The following is a 14,925-nucleotide window of genomic DNA, read 5'->3' as shown; positions in this document are numbered from 1 at the left end:
TTCCCCCTTTTGTCACAGTGGGCGCACGGTTACGGTGTCGTTTGTCTGGCCTTTGCCGGATCTCAAAGCGTTGCGCAGCGGCAGACCAAAGGCGGATGCCTGTATTTCGAATATGTCACCGGCTTCTGTGTGGAGGCCCTGGGCAAAGGAAAGAGTTGCCGTACCAAACATATGAATGTGGACATCACCCGGCTGCCGGAAAATTTCGTATTTGAAATGGTGATGTTCCAGATTGCCGATGCTGTGGGACATATTGGCCTCGCCTGACAGAAATGGTGCTTCAAAGACCACATCGCTGCCGCGCCGGACCCGTGATACGCCCTGAATATCTTGCGGCAGGTCACCGATCAGTATTTCAGGGCCGAAACTTGCCGGACGCAGTTTGGAATGGGCGAGATAGAGATAATTCGTCCGTTCCATTACATGGTCGGAGAATTCGTTCGACAAAGCGTAGCCGACCCGGAAAGGGGTGCCGTCCGAACCGATGACATAAATGCCGGCGATCTCCGGTTCCTCACCGCCATCCTCGGCAAATTCGGGCCTTGTCAGGGGCTCTCCCGGTGCAACGACGGCGGCGCCATTACCCTTGTAGAACCATTCCGGTTGAACACCCGGTGTTCCGTTCGACGGCTTGCCGCCGGTGAGGCCCATGTTGAACATTTTCATAGAGTCCGTGAGGTTTTCCTCATCCTGTGCCTTCTGATGCATCGCATCGCGGGTGGATGCCGACCCCAGATGCGTCAGACCCGTCCCGGTCAAATGCAGATGTGCGGGGTCCGGATGATGGATCGGCGTCAGGATGCGGCCTTCGTGGTAGGCCTGCTCCAAATCCACGGCCTGTCCCAAGCCGAGCGAGGTTATCTTTGCTGCGAGACCGACGCCTTCGGCCGCACAATCGCAGGCAAGCTGATAAACACTGTCGACACCCTGAACCTCAAAGGCTTCGGTTCCGTCCCGGGCTACGACGCATATGGTTCCGTCGGTCGATCGAATTTGTGACAGCAACATAGCCTGCCTCCTTTCAGCTCTTATTCTTATTGAGGACGTCGAAAATCACGGCTGCCAGCAGCACGAGACCCTTGATGACCTGTTGCCAGTCGATCCCGATGCCCAGGATCGACATACCGTTGTTCATCACGCCCATGATAAAGGCCCCGACCACGGCACCGACAATCGTGCCGACTCCGCCGGACATGGACGCCCCACCGATGAAGACCGCGGCGATGACATCCAGTTCAAAGGCAAGCCCGGCCTTGGGGGTGGCGGTGTTGAGCCGCGCGGCAAAGACGAGACCGGCAAGGGCTGCCAGCATGCCCATATTGGCAAATGTCAGGAAGGTCAGCCGTTCGCTGTTGATACCGGAGAGCTTCGCCGCCTTCTCATTGCCACCGATGGCATAGATACGGCGACCGATGGTCGTTCGACCGGCGATGAAGCTGTAGACGGCAATCAGCAGGGCCATGATAATGAAAACATTGGGAAGGCCACGGAAACCCGCCATCAGATAGCTGAGGTAAATCAGCGCCACGAAGATCAGCGCGTGTTTGACGACAAAAAAGGCAAAGGGTTCGTCCACGATTCCGGTCTTCTGATGTTGAAGACGGGCGCGGGATGCCATGATCAGGATGGCGCTTGCTACCATCACGCCAATGAATAACGAAAAGAGATTGATCGCGTTCTTGCCGAAAAGGTCGGGAATAAAGCCGGAGGCGATCAACTGGAATTGCGCAGGGAACGGGCCGACAGACTGGCCTTCAAGCAGCCAGAGGGTAAGTCCCTTGAAGACCAGCATGCCCGCCAAGGTCACAATGAAGGATGGAATCTTGTAATAGGCGACCCAGAAGCCTTGCGCGGCCCCGATGACGGCGCCGACAGCAAGGCAGATGACGGCTGTCAGGACATAGTTCATATGCCAATGCACGATCATGATCGCAGCAAGCCCGCCGACAAATCCCAGAACGGACCCCACCGAAAGGTCGATATTGCCGCTGACGATCACCAGCAACATGCCGATTGCCATGATCACGATATAGCTGTTCTGCAGGATCAGGTTGGTGATATTGACCGGCTTCAGCAGAATGCCGCCGGTGGCAACCTGAAAGAAACCCATGATGACAATCAGGGCGACAAGAATGCCGTATTCCCGGATATGTTTGCGGATAAAATTGAGAACCGACGGGGCTTCCTGCCGGGCCGTTGATGATGAAATTGCACTTTGGTCCATTGGATTACCCACCTGACTTGATGATCATGGACATGATCTTTTCCTGCGAGGCATCTGCCGTTGGCAATTCGCCGACAAAACGTCCTTCGTTCATGACGTAAATGCGGTCGGTGATGCCCAGAAGTTCCGGCATCTCGGATGAAATCACGATGACCGACCGGCCCGCCGCAGCAAGATCGCGAATGATTGTGTAAATTTCGAATTTGGCCCCGACATCGATGCCCCGGGTTGGTTCATCCAGGATCAGAATGTCCGGGTCGGCAAAAAGCCATTTTGACAGCACAACTTTCTGCTGGTTGCCGCCGGACAGATTGACCGTTTCCTGCTCAACGGACGAGCATTTCACATTCATCCGCTGGCGGAAGTCGGAAGCCACATCGCGCTCACGATGATCGTCGACTACTCCGTGGGATGAAATCCCAGGCAGGTTGGCCAGCGGAACGTTGCGGCGGATTGTCTGATCCAGAACAAGGCCGAAGGTTTTTCGGTCCTCTGTCGCATAGGCAAGCCCTGCATTGATGGCGCGTGGGACGGTTGACAGGTCTGCAGGGTGGCCATCAATGAGGGCGTCACCGGTAATATGTCGCCCGTATGCACGGCCGAACAGGCTCATGGCCAGTTCTGTGCGGCCGGCCCCCATCAAGCCTGCAATACCCAATACCTCGCCCCGGCGCAGGGAAAAGCTGACATTGTCCACCACCAACCGGTCATCGTGGATGGGGTGGTGAACGGTCCAGTTTTTCACCTCCAGGACTGTTTCACCGATCTTGGGCGTGCGTTCCGGATAGCGGTTGGACAGATTCCTGCCCACCATGTCCCGAATGATGTCGTTTTCGCTGACTGGAGACGTTGCGCAGTCGGTGGTGTTGACTGTCGCGCCATCGCGCAGGACTGTAATCCTGTCAGCGACTTTGGATATCTCGTTTAATTTGTGGGAAATCAGGATGGCTGTAATCCCGCGTTCCCGCAACGCAAGCAGCAGGTCCAGCAGGGCATCGCTGTCTTTTTCATTCAATGACGACGTCGGCTCATCCAGGATCAGCAATTTGACTTCCTTGGACAAAGCTTTTGCGATTTCGACCAGTTGTTGCTTGCCGAGACCGAGATCGTCGACCGGGGTTTCCGGGTTTTCATCAAGCCCGACACGCTTCAACAGTTCTGCTGTCTGCCGATTGGTCTCGCGCCAGTCGATAATCCCGCGTTTGGCTCTCTCATTTCCGAGGAAAATATTCTCCGCAATGCTCAGCAAAGGAACCAGCGCCAGTTCCTGGTGGATGATAATGATGCCTTCGCGTTCGCTGTCCGCAATACCGCGAAACTGTTTCTCCCGACCTTCGTAGAGGATTTGGCCGTCATAGCTGCCATGCGGATAGACACCGCTCAGCACCTTCATCAACGTTGATTTCCCGGCCCCGTTTTCGCCCACCAGCGCATGTATTTCTCCGCGGTGGACTTCTATATTGACCTTGTCCAATGCGCGCACACCCGGAAACTCCTTGGTGATATCACGCATTTGCAAAATACAGTCCATGGCGATCCTGACTTTCGAACGGGTAGTGATTACAGGTTGGTGGGGCGCAGAAAACTCGACTGCACCCCACGGCGGCCTGCCTTACTCGATCTGATCGCGCTTGTAGTATCCGCTGTCGAGCAGCACCTTGTCCCAGTTGTCCTTGGTGACAGGGACGGGTTTCAACAGATAGGACGGAACGACCTTCACCCCGTTGTCGTAGGTGGTCGTATCGTTGATTTCCGGCTTGCCGCCGCCGAGGATGGAATTGACCATGCCGACGGTTACTTTCGCCAGTTCGCGAGTGTCTTTGAAAATGGTCGAATACTGGTCGCCGCGAAGGATTGCTTTGACTGAAGGAATTTCCGCGTCCTGACCGGAAACGATCGGCATGGGCATATCACCCGACCCGTAACCGACGCCGCGCAGTGAGGAAATGATCCCGATGGAGAGCCCGTCATAGGGAGAGAGAACACCGTTGATCCGGCTTTCTGTATAGTTGGCCGACAGCAGGTTATCCATCCGCGCCTGGGCGACAGAACCGTCCCAGCGCAAGGTGCCGACTTTGTCCATGCCCATCTGGCCGGAGCGGATGACGATGTCGCCGGAATCGATCAGAGGCTGCAGGACGGACATGGCGCCATTGTAGAAGAAATACGCGTTGTTATCGTCGGGAGAACCGCCGAACAGTTCAACATTCCAGGGTTTGACATCCCCAAAGCGTTTTTTCATGCCGTTGACGAGATTGGTGGCCTGCAGGACGCCGACCTGGAAGTTGTTGAAGGTTGCGTAATAGTCGACATTTTCGCTGTCTCGGATCAGTCGGTCATAGGCAATGACCTCGATCCCGGCGGCCTTGGCATTGGCCAGGGCATTCGACAGGGTCGTGCCATCAATGGCCGCAATTACGAGTACATCCGCGCCTTTTGTGATCATATTTTCGATCTGGGCGAGCTGATTGGGGATGTCGTCTTCTGCATATTGCAGGTCGGTGCTGTAGCCTGCGGCCTTGAATTGCTCCACCATGTTATTGCCGTCGGCAATCCAGCGCGACGAAGATTTTGTCGGCATTGCGATACCAATCAAGCCGTCGGCGAGGGCGGTTCCAGTCATGGTGACAGCGGATGCGGCTAAGGTTGTAGCCAGCAGTAGTCCCTTGAATTTTATCATAATGATCTCCCAAATCGCAGCCAGGCATCATTAGTCTTCAGGATGAGTGATCACCCTTTGATTGCGGGCTGCGAAAACTCCCATGTTTCCTTCCATCGGTGTATGCGGATATTTGATATCTCTTTTGCCAACACCGGCGCATCTCAAGCGCTCCAATTTGGTTACATGGAGTAGACATCACATTCAAATCATGATTTTAAAGTTAGATATATCAAAAATGTCATATCTAACTGTGAGGATGGCTGATGTCCCTTCACCCGGTTCTCGTCGATCAAGACAGAATGCTCCGCAAGGGGCTGAAGCTCCAACATCTACGCCTGATTGTGGCCCTGCGGGCAACGGGCCAGGTAGGAACAGCCGCAACAAGACTGCATATGGCACAACCAGCGGCATCGCGACTTTTGGCGCAGTTGGAAGAAATCGTTGGCAGCCAACTCTATAGTCGCCACGCCCGGGGTATCGAGTTGACAACTTTTGGTGAAAGGCTTGCCGAGCGGGCGGGACGGATTTTGCGGGACCTCGATGACGTGGATCGGGAAATTGCTGAATTGAGTGCCGGTTACCGCGGCAGTGTCAGTGTCGGATCGGTTACCGGCCCCGCTTTGGAAGTCATAATGCCGGTAATCCGGCAAATCCGTCTCACACGCCCCATGATTGATGTCACGATCATTGTAGAGACCAGCGGCAAACTTGTTGACGCTCTGCTTGAGGGCGAGATTGACTTCGCCATTGGCCGGATTTTAGGGGATGTGAACCCGGACCTGTTCGACGAGCGCCGGATCGGAGAGGAACCGCTAAGCCTGATCGTGAGAACGGGTCACCCATTGCAGCGCCGAAAATCCCTTACGCTGGATGATTGCGTGGAATTTGACTGGATCATGCAGACGCGGGAAGGGTTGCTAACCCAGACAGTGGAGCGATATCTGGTTGCTGCAGGTGTTCCGCTACCTCATCAGATTCTACGGACTTCCTCGCTGCTAATGACCTTGGCGATGATCGGACAGTCCAATGCCATTGCGCCGGTGTCCAGTTCTGTTGCTGATTTCTATGGGGCGAGCAGCGGATTGAGTGGGCAAATTGCGACACTTCCCGTGGCGGCAGACCTCCATGTGTCCGCCTATTCGCTCCTGCGCATGAAAGGGCGTGATCTGTCTCCCGCTGCACAGGAATTTCACGATGCGGTTCTACGCCGTTTGGAGGCAACTGACGTAAACTGAGTTGCCTGCTTAACACAATGGACAGATCAATGGGTACAAACACGGGCTGCGACAAAGGCATTGCCGCACGATACCTAACTGATCTCGAATATCCTCCCCCGCTATTGCCAGATGTCAAGTCCCCCCTCCCCATGATTAGGACCGTCTTCATGGCGAAGGTTTGCTCACCCAAAGCCATACATTTTTCTGTGTGGATTCAACTTCCGTATGGCAAAAATGGACACAAATGACATCAACTGTGACACAGGCAGACAATACCTTCGCCAAACTTATAGCTAGGCCGTTGATTTACAGCGCCCCCAAGCCGCAATAACTGTGGCACGGGACGTCCTTTTGTCCCGTGCCACAGCTAATATTCACGTTTTGCGAGAGTTGCTGTCGTCACGCGGGGTGCGGCATGCATCGTCTTTGCAATCCCACCCGGGGGTGACTACTCGGCTTCTTCTTCCCGCAAGGCAATCCCCAGATTGAGAAGTTGCGGTGCATTCTCACAAGCGACATAGAGAGCATTTTCGCTCTCGCTTAGATTGACATGATTGTGCCAGGTCCAAACCGGAACGTAAACGGCATCGCCAGCCTTCCAGATGACCTCCTGGTCTTCGATAATCGAGACGCCATGCCCTTCCAGCACATAAAGGACTGTTTCGTAGTTATGACGATGCCGTCTTGTGGATTGTTTTGGCTCCAGTCCCCCAATGGTCATGCTCAATACCTTTGATGGCAGATCGACCAGTTTTACCAGATGCTTTCTATCTTCAGAGATATCATCGTTTTCCGTCGACGCGAGGCCCATCACATCTTGGTGGATAAGTTTATCCACCTTCTCTGGTTTCAGATGGTCGCGGACGATTCCAAAATCGACGGATGAATAGTGTTTATCGCCCATGATCGGCCTCCATAATTGCGCTGAAAAAGGACATCCGGGCTTCGATCATATCGCCGGCCGCCTGCAATACAGCATTTGTTCTGGATTGATTGGCTTCCACCAGCCGGTCGATGATTTTCATCATGGTCTCAGCATGGCCGTCATCACATTCCATATGAAGAATAAAGAAGTGGATTGTCTCATCATCGATCCCATGAGCCCGGAAACCAGCGACGATGTCACTATACATATCCGGTACAATTGCCTCAGCACCGAGGCAAAGAGCCCCCAAGCCACAGGCGGAATCCTTATCGCTGCACCAACGGAACATGCGCTCTATTAGCTCGGTCGTTTGAGGCAACGGTTCGATCTTCGATCGATCGATGTCGAAATCGTTTAGCAGCCGCGCGAAAATTTTCGAATGTGGCTCGTCACCATGTTCGTCCACTCCCATTTCCTCAGCCAAATTTTCCAATAAGTCGTGAACTTCGTCCTGCCGATCAAGATTACTAATCAACGCACAAAGATACTGGATGAATTTTTCGCTATAGAGGGCCTGTTGCTCCAGGAAGGTCTTTAACTGTTCCATGGAGATCGTGCCGTTTCGACAAGCGGTCAGGAACGGATGTTTTTGCAAGCGTGCGGCCAGCTCTTCGTGAGCTGATTGCAGCAGTGCGGAACCGTTGCGAATTTCGATCTCTTTTTGGTATTCACTCATAGTCTGCTCAATGCCTTATGTTGAAGTTTCCAATTCCGCCAGATCACGCTTTACGATCGCAATTTCCATCCACCGAAAAATCGGCGGGTGGTCACGCCATCCTTTCGGGTTTGTCTCCACAGCTTATGGCGATACGGTTCAGCGCGTTCATCGTGCTTACGATGAAGGTCAAATCCACAGCTTCTTTTTCGCTGAAAGTCTCCAGCAGGAGGTCCAGCTTCTCTTCAGGCTGACGTTCCTCATAAATTCTTGTCACGCTTTCGGCCCAACTCAGGGCTGCGCATTCTCTTTCCGAGAAAAAGTCGCTTTCTTTCCAAACCGTCAGGCAGTCGAGTTTCTGTTGGGGAACGCCTGCTTTTCTCGCTTCGATTGAATGTAAGTTGACACAATAGGCGCAGCCGTTGATTTGCGAGACGCGCAGTTCAACCAGATACTGCAAGGCCTCCTCAATGGTGGAGACCTGTTTTTTGATGGAGAGAAGCGTCTTTATCGCCTCGCCATTTATCTCGAAATAGTTCAATGCCAACCCTCATTCCTCCTGGTTTGTTGGTGTCTTTCGCCTGCAGGCGGCCATTTAGTGAAACAAATGCTGCTTAAAACAGATCAAAGGCAAACATGGTGAACGTCTTTTCAATGCCCTCAACGTTACTGACCATTTTTGAAACGATGCTTTGAGCCTCGTTAAAGTCTTTCAGATAGGTTTTCATCAGGATGTCATAGTCTCCGTTGATTGAATAAATCTCGGAGTGAAGCTCTTTAACTGCTATTTTATTTGCAACGCTACGCTGTAGTCCTGGACTGCATTTTATTTGGACGAATAAACACTGCATCTTTCCTGGGTCTCCTTGAGGCTGGTCGGCGCTGGGACGATGAACAAGGATGTGAAGTGAATAGAGATTGTCTGAAAGCAGCCCTTCCGTTGGTCTATCATTCCCCTATGAGCCGCTGTCCGGAAGCGGAGCCCTCGACGCTTTCCGCATAAGCCGCGGCGACAACTTCCGATGGAACATAGTCATGTCCTTTGAGAGTGGGGCCATAGCGTTCAAACGAAATATCCAGAAGGCCAGGACTTACGACGTTTAGCCTTATGTTTCGCGGCATCTCAATCGCTGCTGCTGCCGCAAAACCGGCAAGCGCCGCATTTGCGGTTGCCGCGCCAACTCCTTTTGGAACAGGATGTTGATCCAGCAGGCCATTCGTCAGTGTGAAAGAACCGCCATCTCTCACATGCTGCATGCCGGCCAGAACGACATTCACCTGCCCCATCACCTTATTTGACAGCGCATACATGAAGTCTTCCTGGGAGATATCCTGCAGGTCAGAGAAAACGACAGAACCGGCGGTAACAACAACCGCATCTATTTCCCCGACCGCCTGAAATAGCCTTTGGAGGGATGCCATATCAGTCATGTCAGCATGATAGTCGCCGGAATTCCGGCCAACCTTGATAACGTCATGCCTTTTGCTGAGCTCTGCACAGACCGTTCGACCAACGTCACCGCCTGCACCAATCACAACTACTTTCATCGCTTTCCCCTCAGTATCTAGTTTTTTGACAGCAACCGGCTCAAAAGTCGGCTTTGAACCTTGAGCGTGACAAGTAACCGGGCAACTGAATGTTGGGGTCAGTAGCTGTATCGGAAATTGGTGTTCCCATCACCGTGCGGATCGGAATTGTTCCCGTCCAACAATGAGGGTTAACGCCCTCAGGACCATATTCCATTATGGCCGGGCTTTCCTGCCGTCTCAAAATATCCATGACCGAATTGTCGTATCGGTGTTTTGCAGAAACTTCCTCAATGGGCAGGCGGAGAAACTTAACTTTGAGGATTTCTTCTTCTTTATGTTCGCGTAATTCGGAACGACGTCCGGGGAAATAGGATTCGATGAGGTCAAATGCGACCTCCATCTTCTCATCATGGTCTTCTACCAGTTCCGTTTTCCCATAGATCGTGACCGAGCGATAGTTTACGGAGTGGTGAAAAGCGGATCGCCCCAACAGAAGCCCGTCCAGATGGGAAACGTTGAAACAGACGTCGACATTTTTGGCTTGTTCGAGCAGCATCCTGCTCCCGGACAGTCCATGCCAATACACATAGTCGCCCTTACGCCAATAAAGTGTTGGATTGAGGTAAGGCATTCCGTCGATCACGAATGCGATGGTGCACATATAGCCGCTATCCAGGATTTCGTAGACCGCCCGTTTGTCATAGTCGGCATATTCGGGGCTGCGTTTTAGTGTGGTTTTTTTCGTTTTCTCAAATGAGTCCTGAGTGCTCATGGCGTTTCCTCAAACTTTCTGCCCAGGTTAAGAAGGATCTATTTCCTGGTTACAGTTGAATGGTCGAAAATTCCCCGGAAGGTATCGCTCTAATATCTCGACGCGAGCTGGGGCGCGGGACTAAATCCCGGATCTAAAAACGCAGCCAGATAGCCTTGGCGTTTGGCCAGCAATGCATAGTAAGACTGCTGCAGACTTGCAGGCGTCGAACGTTGAACATCGGCGTTCGAGATTATTGACTGATAAATTCGGCAAATATTGCGATGGCGCGCTTCATCCAGAATACCGGGAGCAATTTGATCTATGTAACCGATGCGAAGAAGCAGCGGTGCCAGCGTGGCTTCAACAAGAGAAAACGACTCTCCAAAAAGGTATTGCCCGCCGCCAGAAGCGGCCTCCAACTGGTCCAGCTTCTTATGCAATGCCTCTACGGTCGATCCGTATTCGCTTTCACTGCTGTTCACGGAAAGGTCGTAGAGGCTCCACATCATCTGATTAATGAACTGAATCCAGGCACGATCACGGCATCGCTCAACCAGGTTCGACGGGTATGTCTTTTGCTCAGCGGAATCTTCAATGAATTCAATTATCGCTATCGATTCAAACAGCACCTGATCGGCACCAACCAGCAGAATTGGCACCTTCTTCAATGGGGAGACTTCCGTAAACCACTCAGGCGGATTGGATAGGTCGATAAACTCAATGTCATACTCAATGTTCTTCATGGAAAGAACGATCGAGACCTGCTGAACAAAGGGGCACAATTCGTAGCTTACAAGTTTGTATTTCACCATTGGCCTCCAGATTCGCGAACCAATTTGAACTGACGGGTGTTCGGCCTGTCTGCCCAGGCACCTCAATCGATGGTAAGAATTTGGCCGGTTATGGCCCCTTCGATGCATTTGAGGTAGGCGTATTTCACCCGATCAGAAGAAACAGGGGCATGACCGGGGAATACGCTTCCGTACCGTTCGACGGAAATGTCTTGAAGGCCGGTGCTGACAGCATTGATCCTGGTGCTCCTGGGCATTTCGATCGCTGCGCTCTTTACAAAACCGCCGATTGCCCCGTTTGCTGCTGCTGCACCACTTCCCATGCGGATCGGGTCTCTGTCGAGTATGCCACTCGTTAGTGTAAATGACCCGCCATCATTGAGATGGTCCAGCCCGGCAAGCACACAGTTGATCTGACCCATTGCCTTGTGCATCAGGTTGAAAAGGAACTTGTCTTCAGGAAAATCCGTGAGCGGACTGAAGTGCACGGCACCCGCGGCAAGAACGACAGCGTCGACCTTTCCTATTTCGGCATACATAGCCTCGATGGACGAGCGGTTCGAAATATCCGCACGAACATCTCCGCTATTTCGCCCGACTTTTATCACCTCATGGTGGACGGGCAGCGCAGAGCAAATCGTGCTTCCGACGTGTCCTTCGCCACCAATAACGACAATTCGTAGCGTCTGACTTGCTACATCCATCTCCGAAAGATTGGTGGTTTTCCGTTCTAAGCTCATCATTTCATCGCCGTTTCAGTTGCTACTTATAAGAGCATATAAAAAAACTGGCCGAGAGCGTCTAGGAAAAAATATAATTTTAATAAATTTTTTTCATTGCAAGTTTTAGTAATCTTCTGCAATGAATATCAACCATAGATTTCAGTCCACAACTTAATCTATTTTTATAAGGATCATAAAATTTATGACGTTATATCAATAGATTATAAATCAGGTTAAGGAAATGTTTGTAGAAACTGGCCACAAAGATGAGTTTGCAAACAACAAATTGCCAACAACTGAGGCGTTGCCAAAATTCAAGACAGATCTTTACCCATATCAGAAAAAATTAAACGCAGGGGTAGAATTAGTTGATGCCTTGGTAGAGCGCGGATTCGGCGATCACACCGCATTGATCGGTGCAAATGGTTCGCTGTCGTATCGGCAGCTCAGTGAACTCTCAAACAAAATAGCTCAGGTTCTCACCGAAGATTTCGGGATTGTGCCCGGAAACCGGGTCATGATCCGGTCCAAGAATTGTCCGATGATGGTGGCCTGCTTTCTGGCAGTTCTAAAGGCGGGTGCGATCGCCTTTAACACCATATCGCAGATGCGCGCCAATGAATTGAACATTTTGATCGATAAGGCCAAAGTTGATTTGGTTCTTTGTCAAAAGGGACTGGGTGAAGAATTAGACCGTCTGAACGGAAAAATAGCCCCCGAACTCAAAATCGCAGAATTTTCCACCTGTGATGACAACGATGCCGAGATCAACAACCTGGCAGTCTCAAAATCGACAGACTTTGACGTAGTCACCACCTCCCAGCACGACATAGCACTGCTGGCCAGCACGTCCGGTACAACCGGCAAGCCCAAAATCACAATGCACTGTCATCGGGATATCCTTGCCATCGCTGATGGTTTCGCAAGGCAGCGCATTAAACTGGTGCCTGCGGATATCTGCATCGGCACGCCACCGCTGGCATTCACTTTTGGTTTGGGTGGTTTGGCTGTGTTTCCGCTGCGTTTTGCCGCAACGGCAGTATTGTTGGAGCAAACCTCTCCATCCAACTTACCGGAATTGATCGACCGTTATGGTGCAACTGTCTGTTTTTCGGCACCGACAGCTTACAAGACAATGCTATCCCAGAAGTCCAACTTTGAACTTCTCAAGACATTGAGATGCGCCGTGTCCGCAGGCGAAAATTTACCGCACCCGGTATTGGAGAGCTGGCAGGACAACATCGGCGTACCCATCATAAACGGAATGGGTTCAACCGAAGCGCTACACACATTTTTGGCAACAACCCTTGATGATTTCAAGTCCGGACCGGTGGGGCTCCAACCGATTGAAGGATACGAGGTCGAACTCTTCGATGATGAAATGAAAGCGGTCGGAATTGAAGAGCCGGGGTGGTTGGGTTTCCGCGGGCCAACAGGTTGCCGTTACCTGGATGACCCCCGTCAGTCCGACTACGTGAAAAATGGCTGGAACCTGACTGGTGACTTCTTTCGCAAAGACAAGGATGGACGGCTTCATTTCGTTTCCCGAGGGGACGATATGATCATTTCGTCCGGCTATAACATTGCCGCTGCCGAGGTTGAAGAGGCGCTGCTTTCGCATCCCTACGTGCGGGAATGTGCGGTTATCGGCGTTCCGGATCCAGACCGTGGACATATCGTCCAGGCCCATGTCGTTCTGGCGGACAGGGACGGCAGTGAGAAGGGTTTGGTGGAAACGCTGCAGAACCACGTGAAGCAGACAATATCTCCCTACAAATATCCACGGTCGGTCAAATTCGTTGACAGCTTACCCAAAACGGAAACGGGAAAACTGAAACGTCACATGCTGCGACATGGGTCCGAAAATATTGAAGGAAATAATGCGATGGATAAGGAAGCATTGATAAGCAGCATGGCCAAGGACCCCAGTATCGGCGCAGGTAACTTTCTGTTCCGCGTTGATGAATTGGCGGACGAGGCGGACAAAAAAGCCCTTACCTACATTGATTTCGACGGCCAGCCTCATGAATTCACCCGGCGTGACCTGGTGAATAAAACAACCCATATCGCCTCATGTTACTGGCATATGGGCATTCGGCCGAAATCCATCGTGGCTTTGTATTTGGATGACGGGATATCCTATTATTTCCACTATCTTGCCCTGACCAGGATCGGAGCAATTCCAGCCTTTGTGAATGGCGGATTGCTGCCGGAAATCGCAAGTAAATATTTGTCGAACATCAAAGCCGATTTGCTTGTATCGGAAGGTGAGCGGCTGGACAAAATCCTTGCCTTCAGCACTGAGATTGACGGCCGGATTGAAAGCCGCCTTGCTGTGGAAGAGCAACCATTTACAGAGGCCTGTGACATTTACGACCACAAGGCCGAAGACACCGTTCTTATCAGCCACACGTCGGGCACAACAGGCCTGCCAAAGGCTGTTTCCTTCAGCCATGAATCGATTATTTACGGTGTCAAAAAGCAACTCGAACGGCAACTTGGCGATACCGTGATGTCAGCGGCCCCTCACTCGCACGCCGCTGCAATCACAATGCTGATGAGCAACATCCTGCGGATGAATCATCTGGTCCTAATCTCTGACAAATCACCAGACAGCGTTGTAACGGCGATTGAAACGTTCAAACCGTCGATGATGTTTGCCTTCCCCAGCATCTATGTCGATTTATGCCGATGCGATATCGAGCCCCAGCGGCTGTCATCTATAAACATATGGATGAGTACGGCGGATGCATGCCACGAACCGCATGTCAGGCAGATAGTCCAATATGGCCATCGGATCGAAAATGGCGAACGCGTGAACGGCGCTCTGTTTATCGACAATCTGGGCTCTTCGGAATTCGCGTTTGGCATCTTCAGAAACATTCACACCATCGAAACGAACAATTTTGACCGATGCATCGGCAAGCCGTTTTCCTGGATTAAAGTCGCGCTCTTCGATGAAGAGGGCGAAGAGATCACAGAATGCGGTCAGGTCGGCAGGTTGGGGGTCAAATCACCAAGCGTGACATCGGGCTATTGGGGAAACCGGGAAGCAACGGAAAGCGCTATTCTCAACGGTTACTGGTTGACTGGTGATCTGGTCTACAAGGGAGAGAATGGCCTTTATTATCATGTCGACAGGACGAGCGACGCCATGCTGCTGAATGGCAAAACATATTACAGCTGCCAACTTGAAGAATCCTATTTGAAGAACATTCCCGAAATTTTCGACTGCACCGTGGTGCAGGGCAACACCGAAGGAACCCTGAAAATTCAGGTCGAACTCAGGGAGAATACATCGCTCGAACAGGTCACCGACCGGATTTTCAATTATTCGATCGAAAATAACCTCCCCGAAATTTCGGAAATAAAACAGGTCCATCCCGGCTCCAACGAGGGAGTTACCGGAAAAAAACTGAAGCGCATCATTCGTGAAACTGCTTGA

The 14,925-nt window shown here is 51.8% G+C and carries 14 protein-coding genes; 2 read left to right on the top strand and 12 right to left on the bottom strand.

The genetic code is table 11. The features are described from left to right. Positions 1–12: 12 nt before the first annotated feature. The 4 genes from araD1 to chvE form a co-directional block, all read right to left on the bottom strand. Entirely contained in the window at positions 13–1,008 is a 996-nt protein-coding gene (gene araD1 / locus IF205_RS05870; RefSeq protein ID WP_259782360.1) for an AraD1 family protein, read from the bottom strand. A 13-nt stretch (positions 1,009–1,021) separates the two neighbouring features. Further along, entirely contained in the window at positions 1,022–2,224 is a 1,203-nt protein-coding gene (gene mmsB / locus IF205_RS05865; RefSeq protein ID WP_259782359.1) for a multiple monosaccharide ABC transporter permease, read from the bottom strand. A 4-nt stretch (positions 2,225–2,228) separates the two neighbouring features. Next, a complete protein-coding gene (gene mmsA / locus IF205_RS05860; protein ID WP_446007713.1) occupies positions 2,229–3,737 on the bottom strand; it encodes a multiple monosaccharide ABC transporter ATP-binding protein in 1,509 nt (502 codons plus the stop codon). Positions 3,738–3,836: 99 nt separating this feature from the next. Then, on the bottom strand, positions 3,837–4,904 hold the full coding sequence (chvE, locus tag IF205_RS05855; RefSeq protein ID WP_375542677.1) for a multiple monosaccharide ABC transporter substrate-binding protein: 1,068 nt from the start codon (positions 4,902–4,904) through the stop codon (positions 3,837–3,839). 245 nt (positions 4,905–5,149) lie between these two features. On the opposite strand from chvE, the gene IF205_RS05850 reads away from it, so the two are divergent. After that, positions 5,150–6,121 carry a LysR family transcriptional regulator gene (locus IF205_RS05850; RefSeq protein WP_259782357.1) on the top strand — a complete coding sequence of 324 codons (972 nt, stop codon included), beginning with the start codon at positions 5,150–5,152 and terminating at the stop codon, positions 6,119–6,121. 430 nt (positions 6,122–6,551) lie between these two features. Here the strand turns inward: IF205_RS05850 and IF205_RS05845 are convergent, their stop codons facing one another. From IF205_RS05845 to IF205_RS05815, 8 genes are all read right to left on the bottom strand, one after another. Continuing rightward, positions 6,552–7,007: a cupin domain-containing protein gene (locus tag IF205_RS05845; protein ID WP_259782356.1), complete on the bottom strand. Its 456-nt coding sequence runs from the start codon at positions 7,005–7,007 to the stop codon at positions 6,552–6,554. Next, a complete protein-coding gene (locus IF205_RS05840; protein WP_259782355.1) occupies positions 6,997–7,704 on the bottom strand; it encodes an iron-containing redox enzyme family protein in 708 nt (235 codons plus the stop codon). Before IF205_RS05840 ends, IF205_RS05845 begins: the two co-directional genes overlap by 11 nt. A 91-nt stretch (positions 7,705–7,795) precedes the next feature. After that, complete coding sequence (locus IF205_RS05835) at positions 7,796–8,230, bottom strand: carboxymuconolactone decarboxylase family protein (protein ID WP_259782354.1); 435 nt, start codon at positions 8,228–8,230, stop codon at positions 7,796–7,798. Positions 8,231–8,297: 67 nt separating this feature from the next. Then, a complete protein-coding gene (locus tag IF205_RS20625) occupies positions 8,298–8,534 on the bottom strand; it encodes an Lrp/AsnC ligand binding domain-containing protein (RefSeq protein ID WP_375542676.1) in 237 nt (78 codons plus the stop codon). 97 nt (positions 8,535–8,631) lie between these two features. Continuing rightward, a complete protein-coding gene (locus tag IF205_RS05830; RefSeq protein ID WP_259782353.1) occupies positions 8,632–9,231 on the bottom strand; it encodes a short chain dehydrogenase in 600 nt (199 codons plus the stop codon). Positions 9,232–9,271: 40 nt separating this feature from the next. Then, positions 9,272–9,985: a pyridoxamine 5'-phosphate oxidase family protein gene (locus IF205_RS05825; RefSeq protein ID WP_259782352.1), complete on the bottom strand. Its 714-nt coding sequence runs from the start codon at positions 9,983–9,985 to the stop codon at positions 9,272–9,274. A gap of 89 nt (positions 9,986–10,074) precedes the next feature. Continuing rightward, the gene (locus IF205_RS05820; protein ID WP_259782351.1) at positions 10,075–10,779 is read right to left on the bottom strand and encodes a glutathione S-transferase family protein; all 705 of its coding nucleotides are present in this window, start codon (positions 10,777–10,779) and stop codon (positions 10,075–10,077) included. Between the two features lie 62 nt (positions 10,780–10,841). After that, positions 10,842–11,501 carry a short chain dehydrogenase gene (locus IF205_RS05815; protein ID WP_259782350.1) on the bottom strand — a complete coding sequence of 220 codons (660 nt, stop codon included), beginning with the start codon at positions 11,499–11,501 and terminating at the stop codon, positions 10,842–10,844. Positions 11,502–11,721: 220 nt separating this feature from the next. Between IF205_RS05815 and IF205_RS05810 the strand changes: the two genes are divergently transcribed. Then, complete coding sequence (locus IF205_RS05810) at positions 11,722–14,925, top strand: AMP-binding protein (protein WP_259782349.1); 3,204 nt, start codon at positions 11,722–11,724, stop codon at positions 14,923–14,925.

Source organism: Aestuariispira ectoiniformans, from assembly GCF_025136295.1.
In the GTDB taxonomy this organism is placed as follows: Bacteria; Pseudomonadota; Alphaproteobacteria; order UBA8366; family Aestuariispiraceae; genus Aestuariispira_A; species Aestuariispira_A ectoiniformans.
This window is presented reverse-complemented; position numbering and strand designations above follow the sequence as displayed.